The sequence below is a fragment of the Actinomadura geliboluensis genome (assembly GCF_005889745.1).
Lineage (GTDB): Bacteria > Actinomycetota > Actinomycetes > Streptosporangiales > Streptosporangiaceae > Spirillospora > Spirillospora geliboluensis.
In genome coordinates this window covers 1-15,609 of the sequence record NZ_VCKZ01000209.1, presented here as the reverse complement: position 1 = coordinate 15,609, position 15,609 = coordinate 1, and the positions used below count along the sequence as shown (strand labels likewise).

Sequence of the window (15,609 nt, the reverse complement as noted above, 5' to 3'; positions counted from 1 at the left end):
GCGGAGGGCGCGGGGTCGGCGGCGAAGGCCGGGGCCGCGACGTACAGGCCGAGCCCGAGGAGTCCGGCGGCGCCGGCTCCGGCGACGATGCTCTTGGGTTTCATACGGCCATGCAACCGGGGGCGCCTGGCAGTAGACCTCCGGGAAACCTGGGAGAACCCTGGGAGTTCACCGAATGCCGTTCAGCATGCCGCCGATCAGCTGGACGGCCTGCTCGCGGGCCTGCTCGGGGTCGTCCGCGTCCGCGATGGAGAGGGCCAGCTCGGTGAGCGCGCCGTAGAAGGCGGCCGAGGCGAGACCGAGCCGCTTGCGGCCCGATTCGCCGAGGAGTGCCGAGAGGCCGTCCGTGAGCAGGGTGCCGAGGTAGCGCTGATCGAGCTCGCGCCACCGCCGCCATCCGAGCGCGATGGGGCCCTGGAGCAGCACGATCTCGCGGTACTCGGGGTCGGAGCAGATCTCCAGGAACGTCCGGATCCCGGCCGAGGCCCGTCCCCACGCGTCGTCGGTGCCGGCGGCCATGGCGGCGGTGATGCGGTCGGCGGCGCGGGCCTCCAGGTCCTCGAAGACGGCCTCGAACAGGCCCTGCTTGCCCGCGAAGTGGTGGTAGAGGGCGCCGCGGGTGAGGCCGGCGGCGCGGACGAGCTCCTCGGCGGAGACGTCGGCGAAGCCGCGCTCGGCGAAGAACCGGCGGCCGGTGTCGAGCAGCGCGGTGCGCGTGCTCTCGACGTACCGCGCGCGCCGGGTCTTGACAGGCTCCATGCGGCATGTATAACACATACAAGGTGTATGTCAGATGCGTCGTGCATGGGAGCGGACATGACGGACATCGTGGTCATCGGGGCCGGCGTGGCAGGGCTGGTCGCCGCGCGTGACCTCGTCCGGGACGGGCACGACGTCACCGTCCTGGAGGCCCGCGACCGGGTCGGCGGGCGGCTGCTCAACGGCGAGCTGCCCGGCGGGGAGCCGATCGAGGTCGGCGGCCAATGGGTCGGCCCCGGCCAGGACAGGGTGCTCGCCCTGCTCCGCGAACTCGGCCTGCCGACGTACCGGACGTACGACGAGGGGCGCCACATCGCCGAACTCGGCAGGACGCGCGGCGAGTACACCGGCCGCATCCCCCGCCTCTCGCCCCTGGCGCTCGCCGACATCGCGCAGAGCCAGCTGCAGGTGGCCCGCCTGGTCCGCGGCATCCCCGTGGACGAGCCGTGGGCGGCCCGGCGCGCGGCCGCGCTGGACGGGCAGACCTTCGAGACGTGGATCCGCCGGAACATGCGCACGAGCGCGGGCCGCGCGTTCATGCGGCTGATCACGCAGGCCGTCTTCTCCGCCGAGGCGGGCGACATGTCCGCGCTGTGGGCGGGCTTCTACATGGCGTCCGCCGGCGGGCTCGACCCGCTGATCGACACGACCGGCGGCGCCCAGCAGGACCGCGTCTCCGGCGGCTCCCAGCGGATCGCCCTCGCGCTGGCGGACGAGCTGGGCGACCGCGTCGCGCTGAACTCCCCGGTGACGGACATCGCGTGGACGGACGGCGACGTCCGCGTCCGCGCCGCCGGCCGGGAGGTCCGGGCGCGCCGCGCGATCATCGCCGTCCCGCCGCCGCTCGCCGCCCGCATCCGGTTCGGCCCCGCGCTGCCGGGCGACCGCGACCAGCTCGTCCAGCGCATGCCGATGGGGCGGGTCATCAAGGTGAACGTCGCCTACGACGAGCCGTTCTGGCGCGCGGACGGGTTCAGCGGCCAGGTCACCAGCGACCGCCGCCCGTTCGGCATCACGTTCGACAACACCCCGGAGGGCGGGGCGCCGGGCGTCCTCGTCGGCTTCCTGGAGGGACGGCACGCCGACATCGCCGCCCGCCTGCCCGCCGAGGAGCGCCGAGCGCAGGTCATCGCCGACCTCACCGCCTACTTCGGCCCGCGCGCCCGCGACCCGATCGCCTACATCGAGCGCGACTGGGCGGAAGAGGAGTACTCCCGGGGCTGCTACGGAGCCTTCGCCACCCCCGGCACCCTGACCCGCTACGGCCCGTCCCTGCGCCGCCCCGTCGGCCCCCTGCACTGGGCGGGCACCGAAACGGCGACGCGCTGGGCCGGCTACATCGACGGCGCCGTCGAATCAGGCCACCGCACCGCCCGCGAAGCCGCCGCCCCCTGACAGCAAGGTCAGGGCGCGGGCGTCATGGTGCGGATCAGCTTCTTTCGGTGACGGCACTCGTCCGGTGGCGGGTCGAGCAATGCGAGGTGCCGCTGTTGGTCTTGGGTTCGTGACCGGGCGGCCGCAGGGCTTTCGCGACCCGTCCTCTGTGGATGAGAGGGCGGGGCGTCGGTACGGCGGTTAGTCGGGTGGGGTGAGGGTTTCCAGGACCTGGGTGCCGTACTTGGCGAGTTTGTTCTCGCCGACGCCGTTCACCCGGCCCAGTTCGGTGAGGGTCGTGGGGAGGGCGGTGGCGATCTCGCGCAGGGTGGCGTCGTGGAAGATGACGTAGGCGGGGACGCCCTGCTCCTTGGCGGTCGCGGCGCGCCAGGCGCGCAGGCGCTCGAAGATCGGCATGGCCTCGTCGGGCAGGTCGACCGGGGCCTTCGCGGCCTTGGCGGTCTTCGCCGCCTTCGTGGCGGGGCGTTCGGGTTCGCGGCGCATCAGGACCTTGCGCTCGCCGCGCAGGACCTCGCCGCTCGTGTCGGTCTGGAGCAGGGTGCCGTGGTTGCTCTCGACGGCGATGAGGCCCTGCGCGAGGAGCTGGCGGATCACGCCGCGCCACTCGGCCTCGCGGAGGTCGGCGCCGACGCCGAAGGGCTTCAGCGAGTCGTGGTCGAACTGGATGACCTTGGCGCTCTTCTTGCCGAGCAGGATGTCGATGATGTGCCCGGCGCCGAACTTCTGGCGCCGCTCCCGGTCGAGGCGCACGATCACCGACAGGACCTTCTGGGCGGCGACGGTCGCGTCCCACGTCTCCGGCGGGGTGAGGCAGGTGTCGCAGTTGCCGCAGGGCTCGCCCGACTGGCCGAAGTAGTCGAGGAGCTGGACGCGGCGGCACTCGACCGTCTCGCAGAGGGCGAGCATGGAGTCGAGGTGCATGGCCTGCCGGCGCCGGTGGGCGGCGTCGCCCTCGCCGCCGTCGATCATCTTGCGGAGGTTGACGACGTCCTGGAGGCCGTAGGCGAGCCAGGCGGTGGACGGGAGGCCGTCGCGCCCGGCGCGGCCGGTCTCCTGGTAGTAGCCCTCGACGGACTTGGGCAGGTCGAGGTGGGCGACGAAGCGGACGTCGGGCTTGTCGATGCCCATGCCGAACGCGATCGTCGCGACGATGACGAGGCCGTCCTCGCGGAGGAAGCGCGCCTGGTTCGCGGCGCGGGTCTGCGCGTCGAGGCCCGCGTGGTACGGGAGGGCCTCGATGCCGTTCTCGGTGAGGAACGCGGCGTGCTTCTCGACCGAGTTGCGGGACAGGCAGTAGACGATGCCCGCGTCGCCCTTGTGCTCGGTCTGCAGGAGGCGCAGCAGCTGGCGCTTGGCGTCGGTCTTCGGCTCGATCCGGTACTGGATGTTCGGACGGTCGAAGCTGGCGATGAAGTGCTTGGCCTGGTCGAGCTGGAGGCGGGCCGCGATCTCCTTGCGGGTGGCCTCGGTGGCGGTGGCGGTGAGGGCGATGCGCGGGACGTCCGGCCAGCGCTCGTGCAGGCCGGACAGCATCAGGTAGTCGGGCCGGAAGTCGTGCCCCCACTGCGACACGCAGTGCGCCTCGTCGATCGCGAAGAGGGAGACGTCGCCGCGGTCGAGGAGGTCGACGGTGGCGCCGAGGCGGAGCCGCTCGGGCGCCAGGTACAGCAGGTCGAGCTCGCCCGCGACGAACTGGGCCTCGACGACGCGGCGCTCGTCGATGTCCTGGGTGGAGTTGAGGAAGCCCGCCTGGACGCCGGCGGTGCGCAGGGCGTCGACCTGGTCCTGCATGAGGGCGATGAGCGGCGAGATCACGATGCCGGTGCCCTTCCGGACCAGCGCCGGGATCTGGTAGCACAGCGACTTGCCGCCGCCGGTCGGCATCAGGACGAGCGCGTCCCCGCCGCCGACGACATGGTCGATGATCTCCCGCTGGCCGTCCCGGAACGTGTCGTAGCCGAACACGCGCCGCAGTGTCTCGAGCGTCTCCGGGATCTCGGCGGAAGTCATCGGCCCATACTATGAACCGCCGACGACACCCGCCGCCCGAACGGCTACCTGTGGATGACCTCCATCAGGTCCGGGGTGACCTCGTCCAGGTCGGACGCGACGTGCGAGGCGAGGGCCAGGGCGTCCTCGGCGGCCGGGTGCGCGGGGCGCGGGATCGCGATGACCGTCATCCCGGCGGCGTGCGCCGAGCGGAGCCCGTTGCTGGAGTCCTCGATGGCGACGCAGTTCTCGGGCGTGACGTCCATCTGGGCGGCGACGGTGAGGTACCCGTCCGGTGCGGGCTTGCCGTTCTCGACCTCCTCCGTCGACACGGTTGTGCGGAACAGGCCCTCCACGCCGAGCTTTCCGAGCACCAGGTCGATCAGCGCGCGCGGGGACGAACTGGCCAAGCCCAGAGGACGGTATTGGGCAAGCCTCCGGACGGCGTCCTCGGCGCCGGGCAGCAGGGGCAGCCCCTCGTCGTACCGCTGCGACATCTGGTCGATGACCTCGTAGGCGACCTCCTCGGCGGTGACGCCGTCCACGAGGTCCGTAGCGATGTAAGACGCCCACTCCTCGGTGCTCATGCCCATCAGCCGCTCCTGGGTGTCGGGCAGCCAGCGCCCGTCGTGGGCGGCGACGTAGCCGCGGCGCACCTCCTCCCATACCGGTTCCGAGTCGATCAGGACCCCGTCCAGGTCGAACACGATGGCCTGCAGGGGCATGGCTCCTCCACGGGGGTTCTCGTCGCGATGACACGTCCACTACCCGGTACGGCAGACCGGAACCAGCACGTCCCCAGGCAGACGGGCGTAACGGATTTATGCCGCGAATGCGACATGGTCCCGTTTCAATCTGGCATCGTGGTGAACCTCCGTCCCCCCTCCGGAGTCACTGCAGAGGAGATCCGCCCATGGTGTTCCTCGGTTTTCTCCTGGTCGCGGCCGCCATCGCAGCCGGTGCCGGCGTCGTCCTCGACAACACCGACGCAGCCGACCTCGTCGTCTTCGGCCAGAGCGTGCCGGGCGTGAACAACGAATGGCAGGTGTTCCTGACCGGCGCCGGCGTGGCCGTCGTCTTCGTCATCGGCATGATGCTCACCTTCCCCGGCGCCGCCCGCCGCATCCGGAACCGGCGGGACCTGCGCGACCTGCGCGAGGAGCACCAGGAGTCGCTGACCACGCTGGAGCTGGAGAAGCGCCGCCTGGAGCGCGAGCTCGCCCGCGTCCGGCAGAGCGGCGGCCGGCGCCCCGCGCAAGCCCCGCCGGCCCCGCAGCCGCCGCACCCCGGTCGGCCCGAGCCGGCCGCCACCGCGCCGGGCGGCGTCCGCGTCGCGGGCGGCCGGCCGCGCATCTCCGCCACGTCCCCCTTCTTCGAGCGGAACGACTGAGGACGCGCTAGTACCTGGTGATGACCCGGCGGCCCGTCCGAATCGTCACCGGGAGGGATGCTGTGCGCCCCGCGCCCCGGAGATCCTCGTAGTGTGCGGATTCTTCTCAAGGTGGGCATCACCGCGGTCGCCCTGTGGGCCGCCACGGTCCTGATCGCCGGCATCTCGCTCGGCGACCAGACGACCGGCCGGCGCGTCCTCACCCTCGTCGCGGTCGCCGCCATCTTCGGCCTGGTCAACGCCGTCCTCAAACCGATCATCAAGACGCTCGGCTGCGCGTTCTACATCCTCACGCTGGGGCTGATCGGCCTCGTCGTGAACGCACTGCTGCTCCTGCTGACGAGCGAGGTCGCGCAGCGCCTCGAACTGCCCTTCCACGTGGACGGCTTCTGGCCCGCGTTCTGGGGCGCCATCGTCGTCGGCGTGGTCGGCTGGCTGCTGCACCTCTTCATCCCGGACGACGACGACTAGCGCACCGGCCGCCCGTCCGCCCCTGTGGAAGCATGACGCGCGTGGACCGGACGGGGCGGCCGTACTTCACCATCGGCGACGGCTACGTGCTCTACCAGGGCGGCGTGACGGAGGGCAGTCTCCATCGTCACGCCGCCTTTCAGGTGGCCATCGCCGTCCAAGGTGAGGTCGCCATGGACGACGTGTCCGGAACCCGTCACAGCGATGTGGCGCTGATCGTGCCGCCCATGGTCGGTCACCGTCTCCTCCAGGCACAGGCATTGCGCATCTTCTACGTCGAACCCCACTGCGCGTTCGCCGACGACCTACGCGCCCTCTGCGGCACCGGCATCACTCCGGCCCCCGCCATGAGCGGTCTTAGCGAGGAGGACGTGCGGGCCGCCGGGGGCCGTCCGTCCAGCGAACTCGACGGACGGCTGCTGGAGGCCATGCGCACCTTGCTGGACGAGCAGACCTCAATGCCCGCCCTGGCCGCGCAAGTCGGCCTCTCCCCGCAGCGTCTACGCGCCCTGGCGCGGACGGAACTCGGCATGCCGCTCACCCGCTGGCGCATCTGGCGGCGCCTGGCCCGCTCGGCGGAGGCGCTGCGCGAAGGGCGGCCGTTGAGCGTCGCCGCACTCGCGGGCGGTTTCGCCGACCAAGCCCACTTCACCCGGGAAATGCGCCGGATGATGGGCCTCACGCCTGCGGAGGCCGTCCGGGCGCTGGAGGCGTCAGCCGCGGCGAGCCGTGTAGAGCGAGATCGAGCCGGTGACCGTTGAGACCGTCCCCGCCTCCCGCACCTGGCGGAAACCGACCTCGGACATGAGCCCCGGCAGGGCTCCGTCAGCGTTGAACTGCGTGTCCTCACGGCCGTCCGTGAACTGCACCATGCGAAAGGCCAGCCGCATCGGCAGGGTGCGCTGCGCCCCGTAATCGGCGACCACGAGCCTGCCGCCGGGCCGCAGCGTTTCGAGCATCGAGACCAGAATCGCCTGCTTCACCGGCACCGGGCACTGATGCAGAACAAGGCTGGACACCACAGTGTCGGCGGACCCGGCGTCCACGATGTCCGTGAGCGCGTCCCCCATGCCGACTCGCCATTCCACGGCGTCGGCACCGGGCTTGCCTTGGGCGATCGCCAGCACCTCCGGGTCGGGATCGACGCCGATCACACGGGCGCCCGGCTCGATCCGGTGCAGCAGCAGGGCCAGCGACCCCGTGCCGCAGCCGACGTCCACGACGACGTCACCGTCCCGCAGCGCCGCGTGCATGGCGACCATGCTCCGCCACAGCCGCTCCCGCGTCAGGGCGATCACCGAGTCGTAGAGCCGGGGCAGCGCGAAGCGCCCCAGGGCGGGCGTGAAGGTCTGTTCGGTCATGGCGGCCAGTGTCGGGCGCCGCACCGCACCCGGTCTTGAACGAACCGCTCGCGCCGCTAGCCCTCCGCGGCGACGGCGGCGCGCTCGAACGGGCTCAGTTCCAGCCCCCCGGACGGCCCGCCCGCGTACTCGCGGTACTCCGGCGGACGCGACCCGGGCGCGCCGACCAGCACCCAGCGGCGCGTCCGGACCGCCCCGATGAGGAACTCGGCGTCCGTCAGCGCCCCCGCGTCCGCGGCGATCAGCGCGTCGAACTCCTGGTCGGGCGCGGTGAGCGCGGCGCCGAGCGGCGTCCCCACGACGACGTCGGCGGTGCGGAGCAGGACCTCGCCGTCCGCCGCCCGCGTGCCCTCCAGATACCCGGTGAGCTCCTCGATCCGGGCCATCGCCCGCCGCTGGTGCGCCGGGACGGCGCCTGGGTCCTCGCTCGGGTCGGCGCCGCAGATCTCGGCGACGTTCTCCCGCGTCCGGGCCTCGGCCTGCGCGACCGTTTCCAGATCGTCCTCCCGGACCGACATCTCCTCGGCCGCCTCCGCGCTGCGCCGGTCGAGCACCGTCGCCGTCTCCGCCGCCCGCGCCGCGGCGGCCTCCGCGTCCGCCCGCGCCCGGACCGCCGCCGCGAGCGCCGCCTCACGGGACGTCCGCGCGGCGGTCGCCCGGCCCTCGATCTCCTGCGCCACCTGCTGCGCGGCCCGCGCCCGCACGCCCGCCTCCGTCGCCCGCTCCACGGCCTCCGACGCCCGCCGCGCGTGCTCCTGGTGCTCCGCCCCGGCCTTCTCCCGCTCGGCCGCCAGCCAGGTCAGCTCGGTGCCGAGCCGCTGCTGGGCCTCCTGCGCGTGCTTCAGCCGGGCCCCGCCCTCGGACACGAACGACGCCAGCCCGCGGCGCACCCGCTCCGCGTGCTCGGCGACGTCCTTGGCCTCGCGCGCCCGCCGAGCCGCCTCGTCCGCCTCCCTGGTCCGCGCCTTGACCTCGGCACGCAGGCTCTTGAGGTCGGACGGCGGCGACGCCACATGGAGCTTCTGCCCCAGCGTCATCTTCCTCCGGACCGCCGACAGCGCCGACTCCGCCGACACCAGCCGGTAGTAGGCGGCGTGCCCCTCGGCGGCGGCGTCCGCGTCCGCCGCCGTCAGCCGGTGCGCCTCCTCGGCCGCCCCCGGCAGCGCCTCGCGCGCCCGCGCGAGCTCATCCGTGAGGGACGCCTCCGCCTGCCGCGCCCCCTGCAACTCGGCCTGCGCCGTCTTCGCCCGCTCGTCCAGTTGCACGCACCGCGCGTAGGACGCCTCGGCCGTCCGCGTCATGGCGGTCGCCTCGTCCGCCGCCTGATCGGCCTCTGCCTGGAGCCGCTCCGCCTCCGCGCGCGGCTCCACCAACTCGGCCTCGGCCTCCGACTGGACGGTTTCGAGCCGCTCCGCCTCCGCCTCGGCCTCCACCGCCGCCTGCTCGGCCTCCACGGCCGCGGTACGCGCCTCCTCGATGGCGTCCCGTAGCGCCGCCTGCTCGACCTCCAGCTCCTCGCTCCGCCGCAGATTCTCCGCCTGGACGGCCTGGAGCGCCGCCGCGTCCCGAGGCCACTGCTCCAGCCACATCAGGCCGCGCCGCAGCATCCGCACCTCGGTGTCCCAAGCCTGCCGCCACGCCTCCCCGACCGGCCGCAACGTCGCCGCCCGCACGCGGGCCTCCGGCGCCGACGGCCCTTCCGGCGGCACCTCTGCATGTGCAGCGCCGGACACATCTACGGCCTCCTCGGCCTCCCCAGCGGACACGCCCTCGCCCGGCAGCACGGGCAGCGGCTCGACGCGGGTGACGTCGGACGCACTCTCCTCTGCGTCCTGGCCCTCGCTCGGCGGCACGGGCGGTGGTTCGGCCAGCGTGACATCTTCAGCCGGTAGGGCACTCGGCGTCTGGTCTTGCACGGCGGGTGCGGCGCTGTCTTCGCCCAGTTCGTCCGGGATCGATGGCAAGGGCTCCGCGCGGGTGATGGCGGAGGCGTTGTCGCCATCCTGCGGCAGTGGCTCGGCGCGGGTGATGTCGGACGCGCTGCCGTGTTCGTCCGGCTCGGGCGGTAGGGAAGGGATCGGCTCGGCGCGCGTGGCGGTGGACGCACTGTCGACTGGTGCGGACGGGCCGCGCAACGGCTTGAACTCGACCGTGCCGTGGGAGCCCGACTCCCGCACTGGCGGGGGCTCTGCCACAGGCTCGGCGACTGGCGGCTCGACTGCTTCCTCGTCCTCGATGGGTGGCAATGCCCGCGTCTGGACCGATTGGGCTTCGGCGGTCTCCGGACGCGTCTCGATCAGCAGCGAGAAGATCTCGGGGTCGTCCTCCATGGCCCGCAACAGGTCGACGGCCTGCTCCGGCGTGGGGGCGATGAGCAGGGCGCGCTCGTCCGACGACGTCAGCTCCTTGATCACCTTCCGCACGGCCGCGGCCTCGCCGCCCGGCTCCACGTGGACGAGCCGCAGGTCCTCGGTCTCCTCCAGCGACGCGGGCGCGACCAGGAAGCGGGCGAGCACCTCCCAGTCGCCCGGGAGCCGCTCGTCCCGCAGCGCCCGCAAAGCGGCGATGTGCGGCGCCCAGCCCACCGGAGGGGCGTCTTCGGGTGCTTCCCGGAGCCGCGTGTCGATCTGCTCGTAGAACTCGCTCAGCGGACCGTAGACGCTCTCGACCAGTTCGGCGCCGCCCCAGTCAGCGACTTCCGTGCCCAGCAGCGGCGTGGAACCCTCGCCGTCGAGCGGCACCGTCTCCAGCGCAGCCCGGACGTCGACCTCGGGTTCGTCCTCCAGCGCGGCCTCCGCCTCCTCCGCGGGCGGCTCTTCTTCGGCCGGGAGATCGTCCGCCTCCTCGGAGGCCGCGCTGTCGGCGGCGAGGTCGGCGGGAGGCTCGTATTCGGCTGTGGGAAGGTCGCTGGCCGGCGTGGGCGGCAGCTCCCCCTCGGCGGCCTCGGGCGTGCCGGATTCCGCGTCGTCGAGCGGTGGTTCGGCTGTGGCGGGTGGGTCGGCCGGTGCGTCCGTCGGCTGCCGCTCGTCCGGATGGTTGGCGTCTGCCGGCTGTTTCACGACTTCATCCCGTCCCAGATCGACCCTCCGGGGCCCTTTTTCCCCTTCTGCCGAGGACTAACGTCTCACAGGTCAGGGATCAGCGGTGGCCCGCGAGGGCGGCGTGATGATCTTCACCGGGGCCCGGTTCGGGGTCGGGGTGGACGACGGCGCCGGACAGGCGCGGCAGCGCGTGCAGCAGGCTGTGCTCGGCGTCCACGGCTACCTTGTGGGCCCGCACGACGGTGCTGGCGGCGTCCACGACGACGTCGCATTCGGCGCGCAGATTGTGGCCGATCCAGCGGAGGCGGACGTCGCCCACGGCGAGGACGCCGGGGGTGGCGGCGAGGGCGGCTTCGGCGCGGTCGACGAGGTCCGGGTCCACGGCGTCCATGAGGCGGCGCCACACTTCGCGGGCCGTCTGCCAGAGGACGAACGAGATCGCGACCGTGATGAGCAGGCCCACCACCGGGTCGGCCCAGGGGGCGCCCAACGCGATGCCCCCAGCCCCCAGGAGGACGGCCAGGGAAGCGAAGCCGTCCGTGCGGGCGTGAAGGCCGTCTGCGACGAGGGCCGCCGAGCCTATGCGGCGTCCTACACGGATGCGGTAGCGCGCCACGATTTCGTTGCCCAGGAAGCCGACCAAGGCGGCGCCGGCCACGGCGGGCAGATGGTCCACAGGCTGTGGATGAGCCAGCCGGTCAATGGCCGCGTAGCCCGCGATGACACAGGACGCGGCGATCGCCAGCACGATGACGACACCGGCAAGGTCCTCTGCACGCCCGTAGCCGTAGGTGTAGCGGCGTGTAGGCGGGCGCCTGCCGAGGAGGAAGGCGATCCCCAGCGGGACGGCCGTCAGCGCGTCCGCCGCGTTGTGGAGGGTGTCGCCCAGGAGCGCCACCGAGCCGGTGAGCGCGACCACCGCCGCTTGGAGGACGGTGGTCGCGCCCAGGCCCGCGAGGGAGATCCACAGGGCGCGCATGCCCTGCGCGCTGGCCTCCAGCGCCGAGTCGACCTTGTCGGCCGCCTCATGGGAGTGCGGACGCAGACCGTGCCCACGCCCGTGCCCGTGCTCATGTCCGTGCTCATGTCCATGACCGTGGCCGTGACGGTGCTTCCTCATGGCTCCACGATGAACCACGAATCCCGTTGCAGCACCTCGACAACTGCGCTGTCGTCGCAGGTACGCGGCCTGTGTCAGTGCGGATTCGTCGCCAGAAGCTCCGCCAGGAGGTCGTCCAGGGTGACGATGCCCGCGAACTCGCCGCGCTCGTCGTTCACCACGGCGAGCTGGGCGCGGTCGCGGCGCATGCGGCTGACCGCGTCCAGCACGGTCGTCTCCGCCGTCAGGACGGGCGCCGGGTGCGCCAGATCGTCGGCGCGGCGGTCCCCGTCCGGCTCGGTGATGGCGGCCCGGACGTGCACGATGCCGGTCATCGCCCCGTCCCCGGACCGGACGAGCAGCCGGTTGTGGCCGCTCGCGGTGGCGGTCCGGCGGATCTGCGCGGCGGTCGCGTCCGCGCCGATCGTCGTGACGGACGTGGCGGGCACGACGAGCCGCCCGACGGTCGCCTCCCGCGCGGAGATGGCGCGGCGGAGCAGCTCGTGGTCGTGCCGCCCGATGAGGCCGAGGCGGCGCGACTCGCCGACCAGGTGGCTGAGCCGCGCCGGGTCGGTGTGGCTGTCCAGCTCGTCCTTCGGGGTGATGCGGAACAGCCGCAGCAGCGCGTTCGTCGTCGCGTTCAGCGACGACAGGATCGGCCGCGACACCTTCGCGAACGCGCGGAACGGCAGCGCCAGGATCAGCGCCGACCGCTCCGGGTGCGCGATGGCCCACGACTTCGGCGCCATCTCCCCGATGACCATGTGCAGGAACGTCACGACGGCGAGCGCGGTGCCGAGCGCGATGGCCTTCACGCCCGCCTCGGGGACGCCGAGCGCGTGCAGCGGCGGTTCGAGGAAGTGCTCGAACGCGGGCTCGGTGACGATCGCGAGGCCGAGGGAGCACATCGTGATGCCGAACTGGGCGCCGGCGAGCATCAGCGACAGCTCCCGGACGCCCGCGACGGCGGCGACGGCGGGGCGGCTGCCCTTGGCCGCAGCGCGTTCCAGCTGCCCGCGGTTGGCGGCGACGAGCGCGAACTCGGCCGCGACGAAGAAGCCGTTCCCGAGCAGCAGCAGAACGGTGATCAGCAGTGACGGCAGCGGGCTCATGACACCTCCACCGACGGCGAGCGCGGCGCCGGGACGGCCGCCGGGGCCGTCCTGATCAGGATCTTCTCGGCGACGCGGCGGGCCAGGCTGACGACCTCCAGCTCGACGGAGCCGTTGTCGAGGGCGACGGTCAGGCGGTCGCCGGCGCGCGGGAGGCGGCGCAGTTCCGCCATGACGAGCCCGCCGATCGTGTCGTAGGCGTCGCCCTCCGGCAGGCCGAGGCCGGTGAGGCGGCCGACCTCGTCGATGCGCATGCCGGCGTCGACGAGCCAGGACCCGTCCGGCCCGGACGTCGGGACGACCTCGAACCCGTCGGTCTCGTCGGTGATCTCACCGACGAGCTCCTCGGCGACGTCCTCGAAGGTGAGGATGCCGGCGAGGCCGCCGTACTCGTCCACGACGCAGGCGAACTCCTGCCGGGACTCGCGCATGTGCTCGATGACCCCGTACAGCGGCTGGCTGCCGGGGACGAGCAGCGCGGGGCGGGCGATCCGGCCGACCGGGGTGGCCGGGTCGAGGGTGTCGTCGGCGACCTCGCGGACGCCCGCGACGCCGACGACGTCGTCGACCTCCGTCCCGTAGATCGGGTAGGCGCTGTGCCCGGTCTCCCGGATCAGCTCGATCAGCTCGCCGGCGGTCGCGGTCGAGGGCAGCGCGCGGACCTGCGGGCGCGGCACCATGACCTCGTCCGCCGTCAGGTCGCCGAAGGACAGCGCGCGGTCGAGCAGGCCGGACAGGTCGGCGGGCAGGTGCCCGGTGCTGCTCGACCTGCCGATGATGTCGCCGAGCTCCTCCAGCGTCGCTCCGCTGTGCAGCTCCTCGACGGGCTCGACGCCCACGGCGCGCAGCAGCCGCTCCGCGGCGCGGTCGAACAGCCGGATGACGGGGCCCGCGACCGTCAGGTACACGAGGGTGGACGAGGCCAGAGCGCGCGCGAGCGACTCCGCGCGCGCCAGCGCGAGGTTCTTGGGGAACAACTCGCCCAGAAGCATCTGGATGAGCGTCGCCAGGACGAAGCCCGTCGCGAGTGCGATCGCGCCAGTGGCGCCTACGGGGACACCCAGCACCTCAAGCAGCGGCTGTATCAGCTCCGCGAGGGCGGGCTTGGCGATGAAGCCGACGACCAGGGTCGTCATCGTGATGCCGAGCTGGGCGCCCGACAGCATGAACGACACCCGGCCGATGACCTTCAGCGCTCTCTTGGCGGATGTGTCGCCGCTCTCGGCGGCCTGCTCCAGGGTCGCGCGGTCCGCGGCGACGTAGGCGAACTCCTGGGCGACGAAGTACCCGGTGGCGGCGGTGAGAAGGATCACCGCGAGCACTCCCAGCACCGCGGTCAGCATGGCGCACCGGGTCTATGACTGGGGTCCGACACTGCGGACTCACCACTCCTCTCGTAGACGGACTACCTGTCGTAACGTCACTTCGCTCAACGACGTTCCCGGTCCAAAGGGTACGGCTCGGCGCCCGCCCGCGCCTTGCCGCGTGCGCACGGCTTGCGCCGCGGGCATGGGCGAAAGCACCTTGTCTGGGTTAGTGTCACGGATCACACTTGTATGCGAGCGAACGTCCGATAGTGGTCCGGTCCGTGCTCCCAGACCGGCGCCGCCGCAGGGCATGCTCGGGGGACCGGAGAAGCGAACGCGGGGCAGACGTTGGACCAGAGCGGGGCCGGGGCCGCCGCGCCCATGAGTCGTGAAGGCGTCGACCATGCCCTCCGCACCCTGCGCGACGAGCGCGAACGCATCGCCGCGTCCCTGGTCGAACTCGACCGCCACCCCGGCGTCCGGCTGCTGACGGGCGCCCGCCTCACCGGCGAGACGTGGCGCCGCTGGGAGGACGCCCAGGCCCGGCTGACCACGCTGTGGCGGCTGTTCGACGCCTACCAGAGCGTCCTGGACGAGGCGTGCGAGCTGCGCGACCGGTCGCCCCGGCCGGACGCGGCGACGCTGACGGAGCTGTCCGGGCTGCTGTCGGGATGCTCGGTGGAACTGCCCGACGGGGAGATCCCGCTGGAGCACCGCACGCTGCTCGGACCGCAGGAGGAACGGATCACCTTGGACGAGGCCGTCGCGATGATGTCGGACGCGTACGAGTTCGTCGCGGGCGAGGTCGCCGCCGCCGACGCGGCCTGGACGGCGCTGCTGGTCCCCCTGGAGGAGGCGGAGGAGAGCTGGCGGGCCGCGACGCGCCTCGCGCACACGCTGGACGGCACCCGCCACCCCGAGCTGGACCGGGTCGGCCGGGAGCTGACCGCGCTCGGCCGCGTCGTCCGCACCGACCCGCTGTCGCTCGTCCGCGACGGCCGCCCGGACACGACCCGCCTCGACCGCGTCCGCACCGTGCTGACCGCGCTCGGCGACGAGCTCGCCGGGGTCGCCCGGATGCGGGACGAGTACGCCGACCTCGTCGCCCGGATCACGGCCGTGATCGAGGAGACGGAGGAGACCGAGCGGCGGGCCCTCGACGCCTACGCGACCGTCCTCGCCAAGATCCACTCGCCGAACCTGCCGGCGCCGCCGGAGGGCCTCGGCACCGCCCTCCGCGACCGGCTCGCCGCCCTCGAACGGCTCCGCGAGGCGGGCCGCTGGGTGGAGATGGCGGGCCGCTTCGCCGAGCTGGAGCGCGCCGCCGAGGACGCGCTGGAACGGGCGCGCGGCGAGCTGCGTCTCAGTGTCGGCCTGCTGGACCGGCGCGGCGAGCTGCGCGGCCGCCTGGAGGCGTACCGCGCCAAGGCCGCCCGGCTCGGCCTGTCCGAGGACGAGCTGCTCACCGGCCTGTACGGGGAGGCCCGCGAGGTGCTGTGGACCGCCCCGTGCGACCTGCGCCGCGCGACGGCGCTGCTGGCCGAGTACCAGCGGGCCATCAGGGCGAGCGAGACCGGGACGGGGACGCGGCGATGAACCGATGCACCCAGCCCGGCTGCACGGGCCAGGTGGACGCGGACGGCTTCTGCGACGTCTGCGGCATGGCCCCCGCCCCCGCCGCCGCC

At 73.0% G+C, this 15,609-nt stretch carries 13 protein-coding genes; 5 read left to right on the top strand and 8 right to left on the bottom strand.

Annotation, left to right across the window (positions count from 1 at the left end):
- Nucleotides 1–168: 168 nt before the first annotated feature.
- On the bottom strand, nt 169–759 hold the full coding sequence (locus ETD96_RS25615) for a TetR/AcrR family transcriptional regulator (RefSeq protein WP_138639037.1): 591 nt from the start codon (nt 757–759) through the stop codon (nt 169–171).
- A 57-nt stretch (nt 760–816) separates the two neighbouring features.
- Here ETD96_RS25615 and ETD96_RS25610 point away from each other — a divergent pair, with 57 nt between their 5' ends.
- Entirely contained in the window at nt 817–2,154 is a 1,338-nt protein-coding gene (locus ETD96_RS25610; protein WP_138639036.1) for a flavin monoamine oxidase family protein, read from the top strand.
- A 180-nt stretch (nt 2,155–2,334) separates the two neighbouring features.
- Here ETD96_RS25610 and recQ read toward each other — a convergent pair whose 3' ends face one another.
- Nucleotides 2,335–4,164, bottom strand: coding sequence for a DNA helicase RecQ (gene recQ / locus ETD96_RS25605; protein ID WP_138639035.1), 1,830 nt, complete (start codon nt 4,162–4,164; stop codon nt 2,335–2,337).
- Nucleotides 4,165–4,208: 44 nt separating this feature from the next.
- A complete protein-coding gene (locus tag ETD96_RS25600) occupies nt 4,209–4,868 on the bottom strand; it encodes an HAD family hydrolase (protein WP_138639034.1) in 660 nt (219 codons plus the stop codon).
- A 188-nt stretch (nt 4,869–5,056) separates the two neighbouring features.
- Between ETD96_RS25600 and ETD96_RS25595 the strand changes: the two genes are divergently transcribed.
- The 3 genes from ETD96_RS25595 (at nt 5,057) to ETD96_RS25585 (ending at nt 6,765) form a co-directional block, all read left to right on the top strand.
- Nucleotides 5,057–5,533 carry a hypothetical protein gene (locus ETD96_RS25595; protein ID WP_205719458.1) on the top strand — a complete coding sequence of 159 codons (477 nt, stop codon included), beginning with the start codon at nt 5,057–5,059 and terminating at the stop codon, nt 5,531–5,533.
- A 93-nt stretch (nt 5,534–5,626) separates the two neighbouring features.
- Entirely contained in the window at nt 5,627–6,004 is a 378-nt protein-coding gene (locus ETD96_RS25590) for a phage holin family protein (RefSeq protein WP_138639033.1), read from the top strand.
- 32 nt (nt 6,005–6,036) lie between these two features.
- On the top strand, nt 6,037–6,765 hold the full coding sequence (locus tag ETD96_RS25585; RefSeq protein WP_138639032.1) for a helix-turn-helix domain-containing protein: 729 nt from the start codon (nt 6,037–6,039) through the stop codon (nt 6,763–6,765).
- On the opposite strand, the gene ETD96_RS25580 is transcribed toward ETD96_RS25585, so the two are convergent.
- The 5 genes from ETD96_RS25580 to ETD96_RS25560 all read right to left on the bottom strand — a co-directional run bounded on the left by ETD96_RS25580 (nt 6,718) and on the right by ETD96_RS25560 (nt 13,948).
- On the bottom strand, nt 6,718–7,365 hold the full coding sequence (locus ETD96_RS25580) for a class I SAM-dependent methyltransferase (RefSeq protein ID WP_138639031.1): 648 nt from the start codon (nt 7,363–7,365) through the stop codon (nt 6,718–6,720). The genes ETD96_RS25585 and ETD96_RS25580 overlap by 48 nt on opposite strands.
- 56 nt (nt 7,366–7,421) lie before the next feature.
- Entirely contained in the window at nt 7,422–10,424 is a 3,003-nt protein-coding gene (locus ETD96_RS25575; RefSeq protein WP_138639030.1) for a hypothetical protein, read from the bottom strand.
- A 79-nt stretch (nt 10,425–10,503) separates the two neighbouring features.
- A complete protein-coding gene (locus ETD96_RS25570; protein WP_138639029.1) occupies nt 10,504–11,526 on the bottom strand; it encodes a cation diffusion facilitator family transporter in 1,023 nt (340 codons plus the stop codon).
- 74 nt (nt 11,527–11,600) lie between these two features.
- Nucleotides 11,601–12,617 (bottom strand): hemolysin family protein, encoded by a 1,017-nt coding sequence (locus ETD96_RS25565; protein ID WP_138639028.1) that lies wholly within the window; start codon nt 12,615–12,617, stop codon nt 11,601–11,603.
- The gene (locus ETD96_RS25560) at nt 12,614–13,948 is read right to left on the bottom strand and encodes a hemolysin family protein (protein ID WP_240808180.1); all 1,335 of its coding nucleotides are present in this window, start codon (nt 13,946–13,948) and stop codon (nt 12,614–12,616) included. The genes ETD96_RS25565 and ETD96_RS25560 overlap by 4 nt, the downstream gene beginning before the upstream one ends.
- A gap of 357 nt (nt 13,949–14,305) precedes the next feature.
- On the opposite strand from ETD96_RS25560, the gene ETD96_RS25555 reads away from it, so the two are divergent.
- On the top strand, nt 14,306–15,520 hold the full coding sequence (locus ETD96_RS25555) for a hypothetical protein (RefSeq protein ID WP_138639026.1): 1,215 nt from the start codon (nt 14,306–14,308) through the stop codon (nt 15,518–15,520).
- Nucleotides 15,521–15,609: the final 89 nt, after the last annotated feature.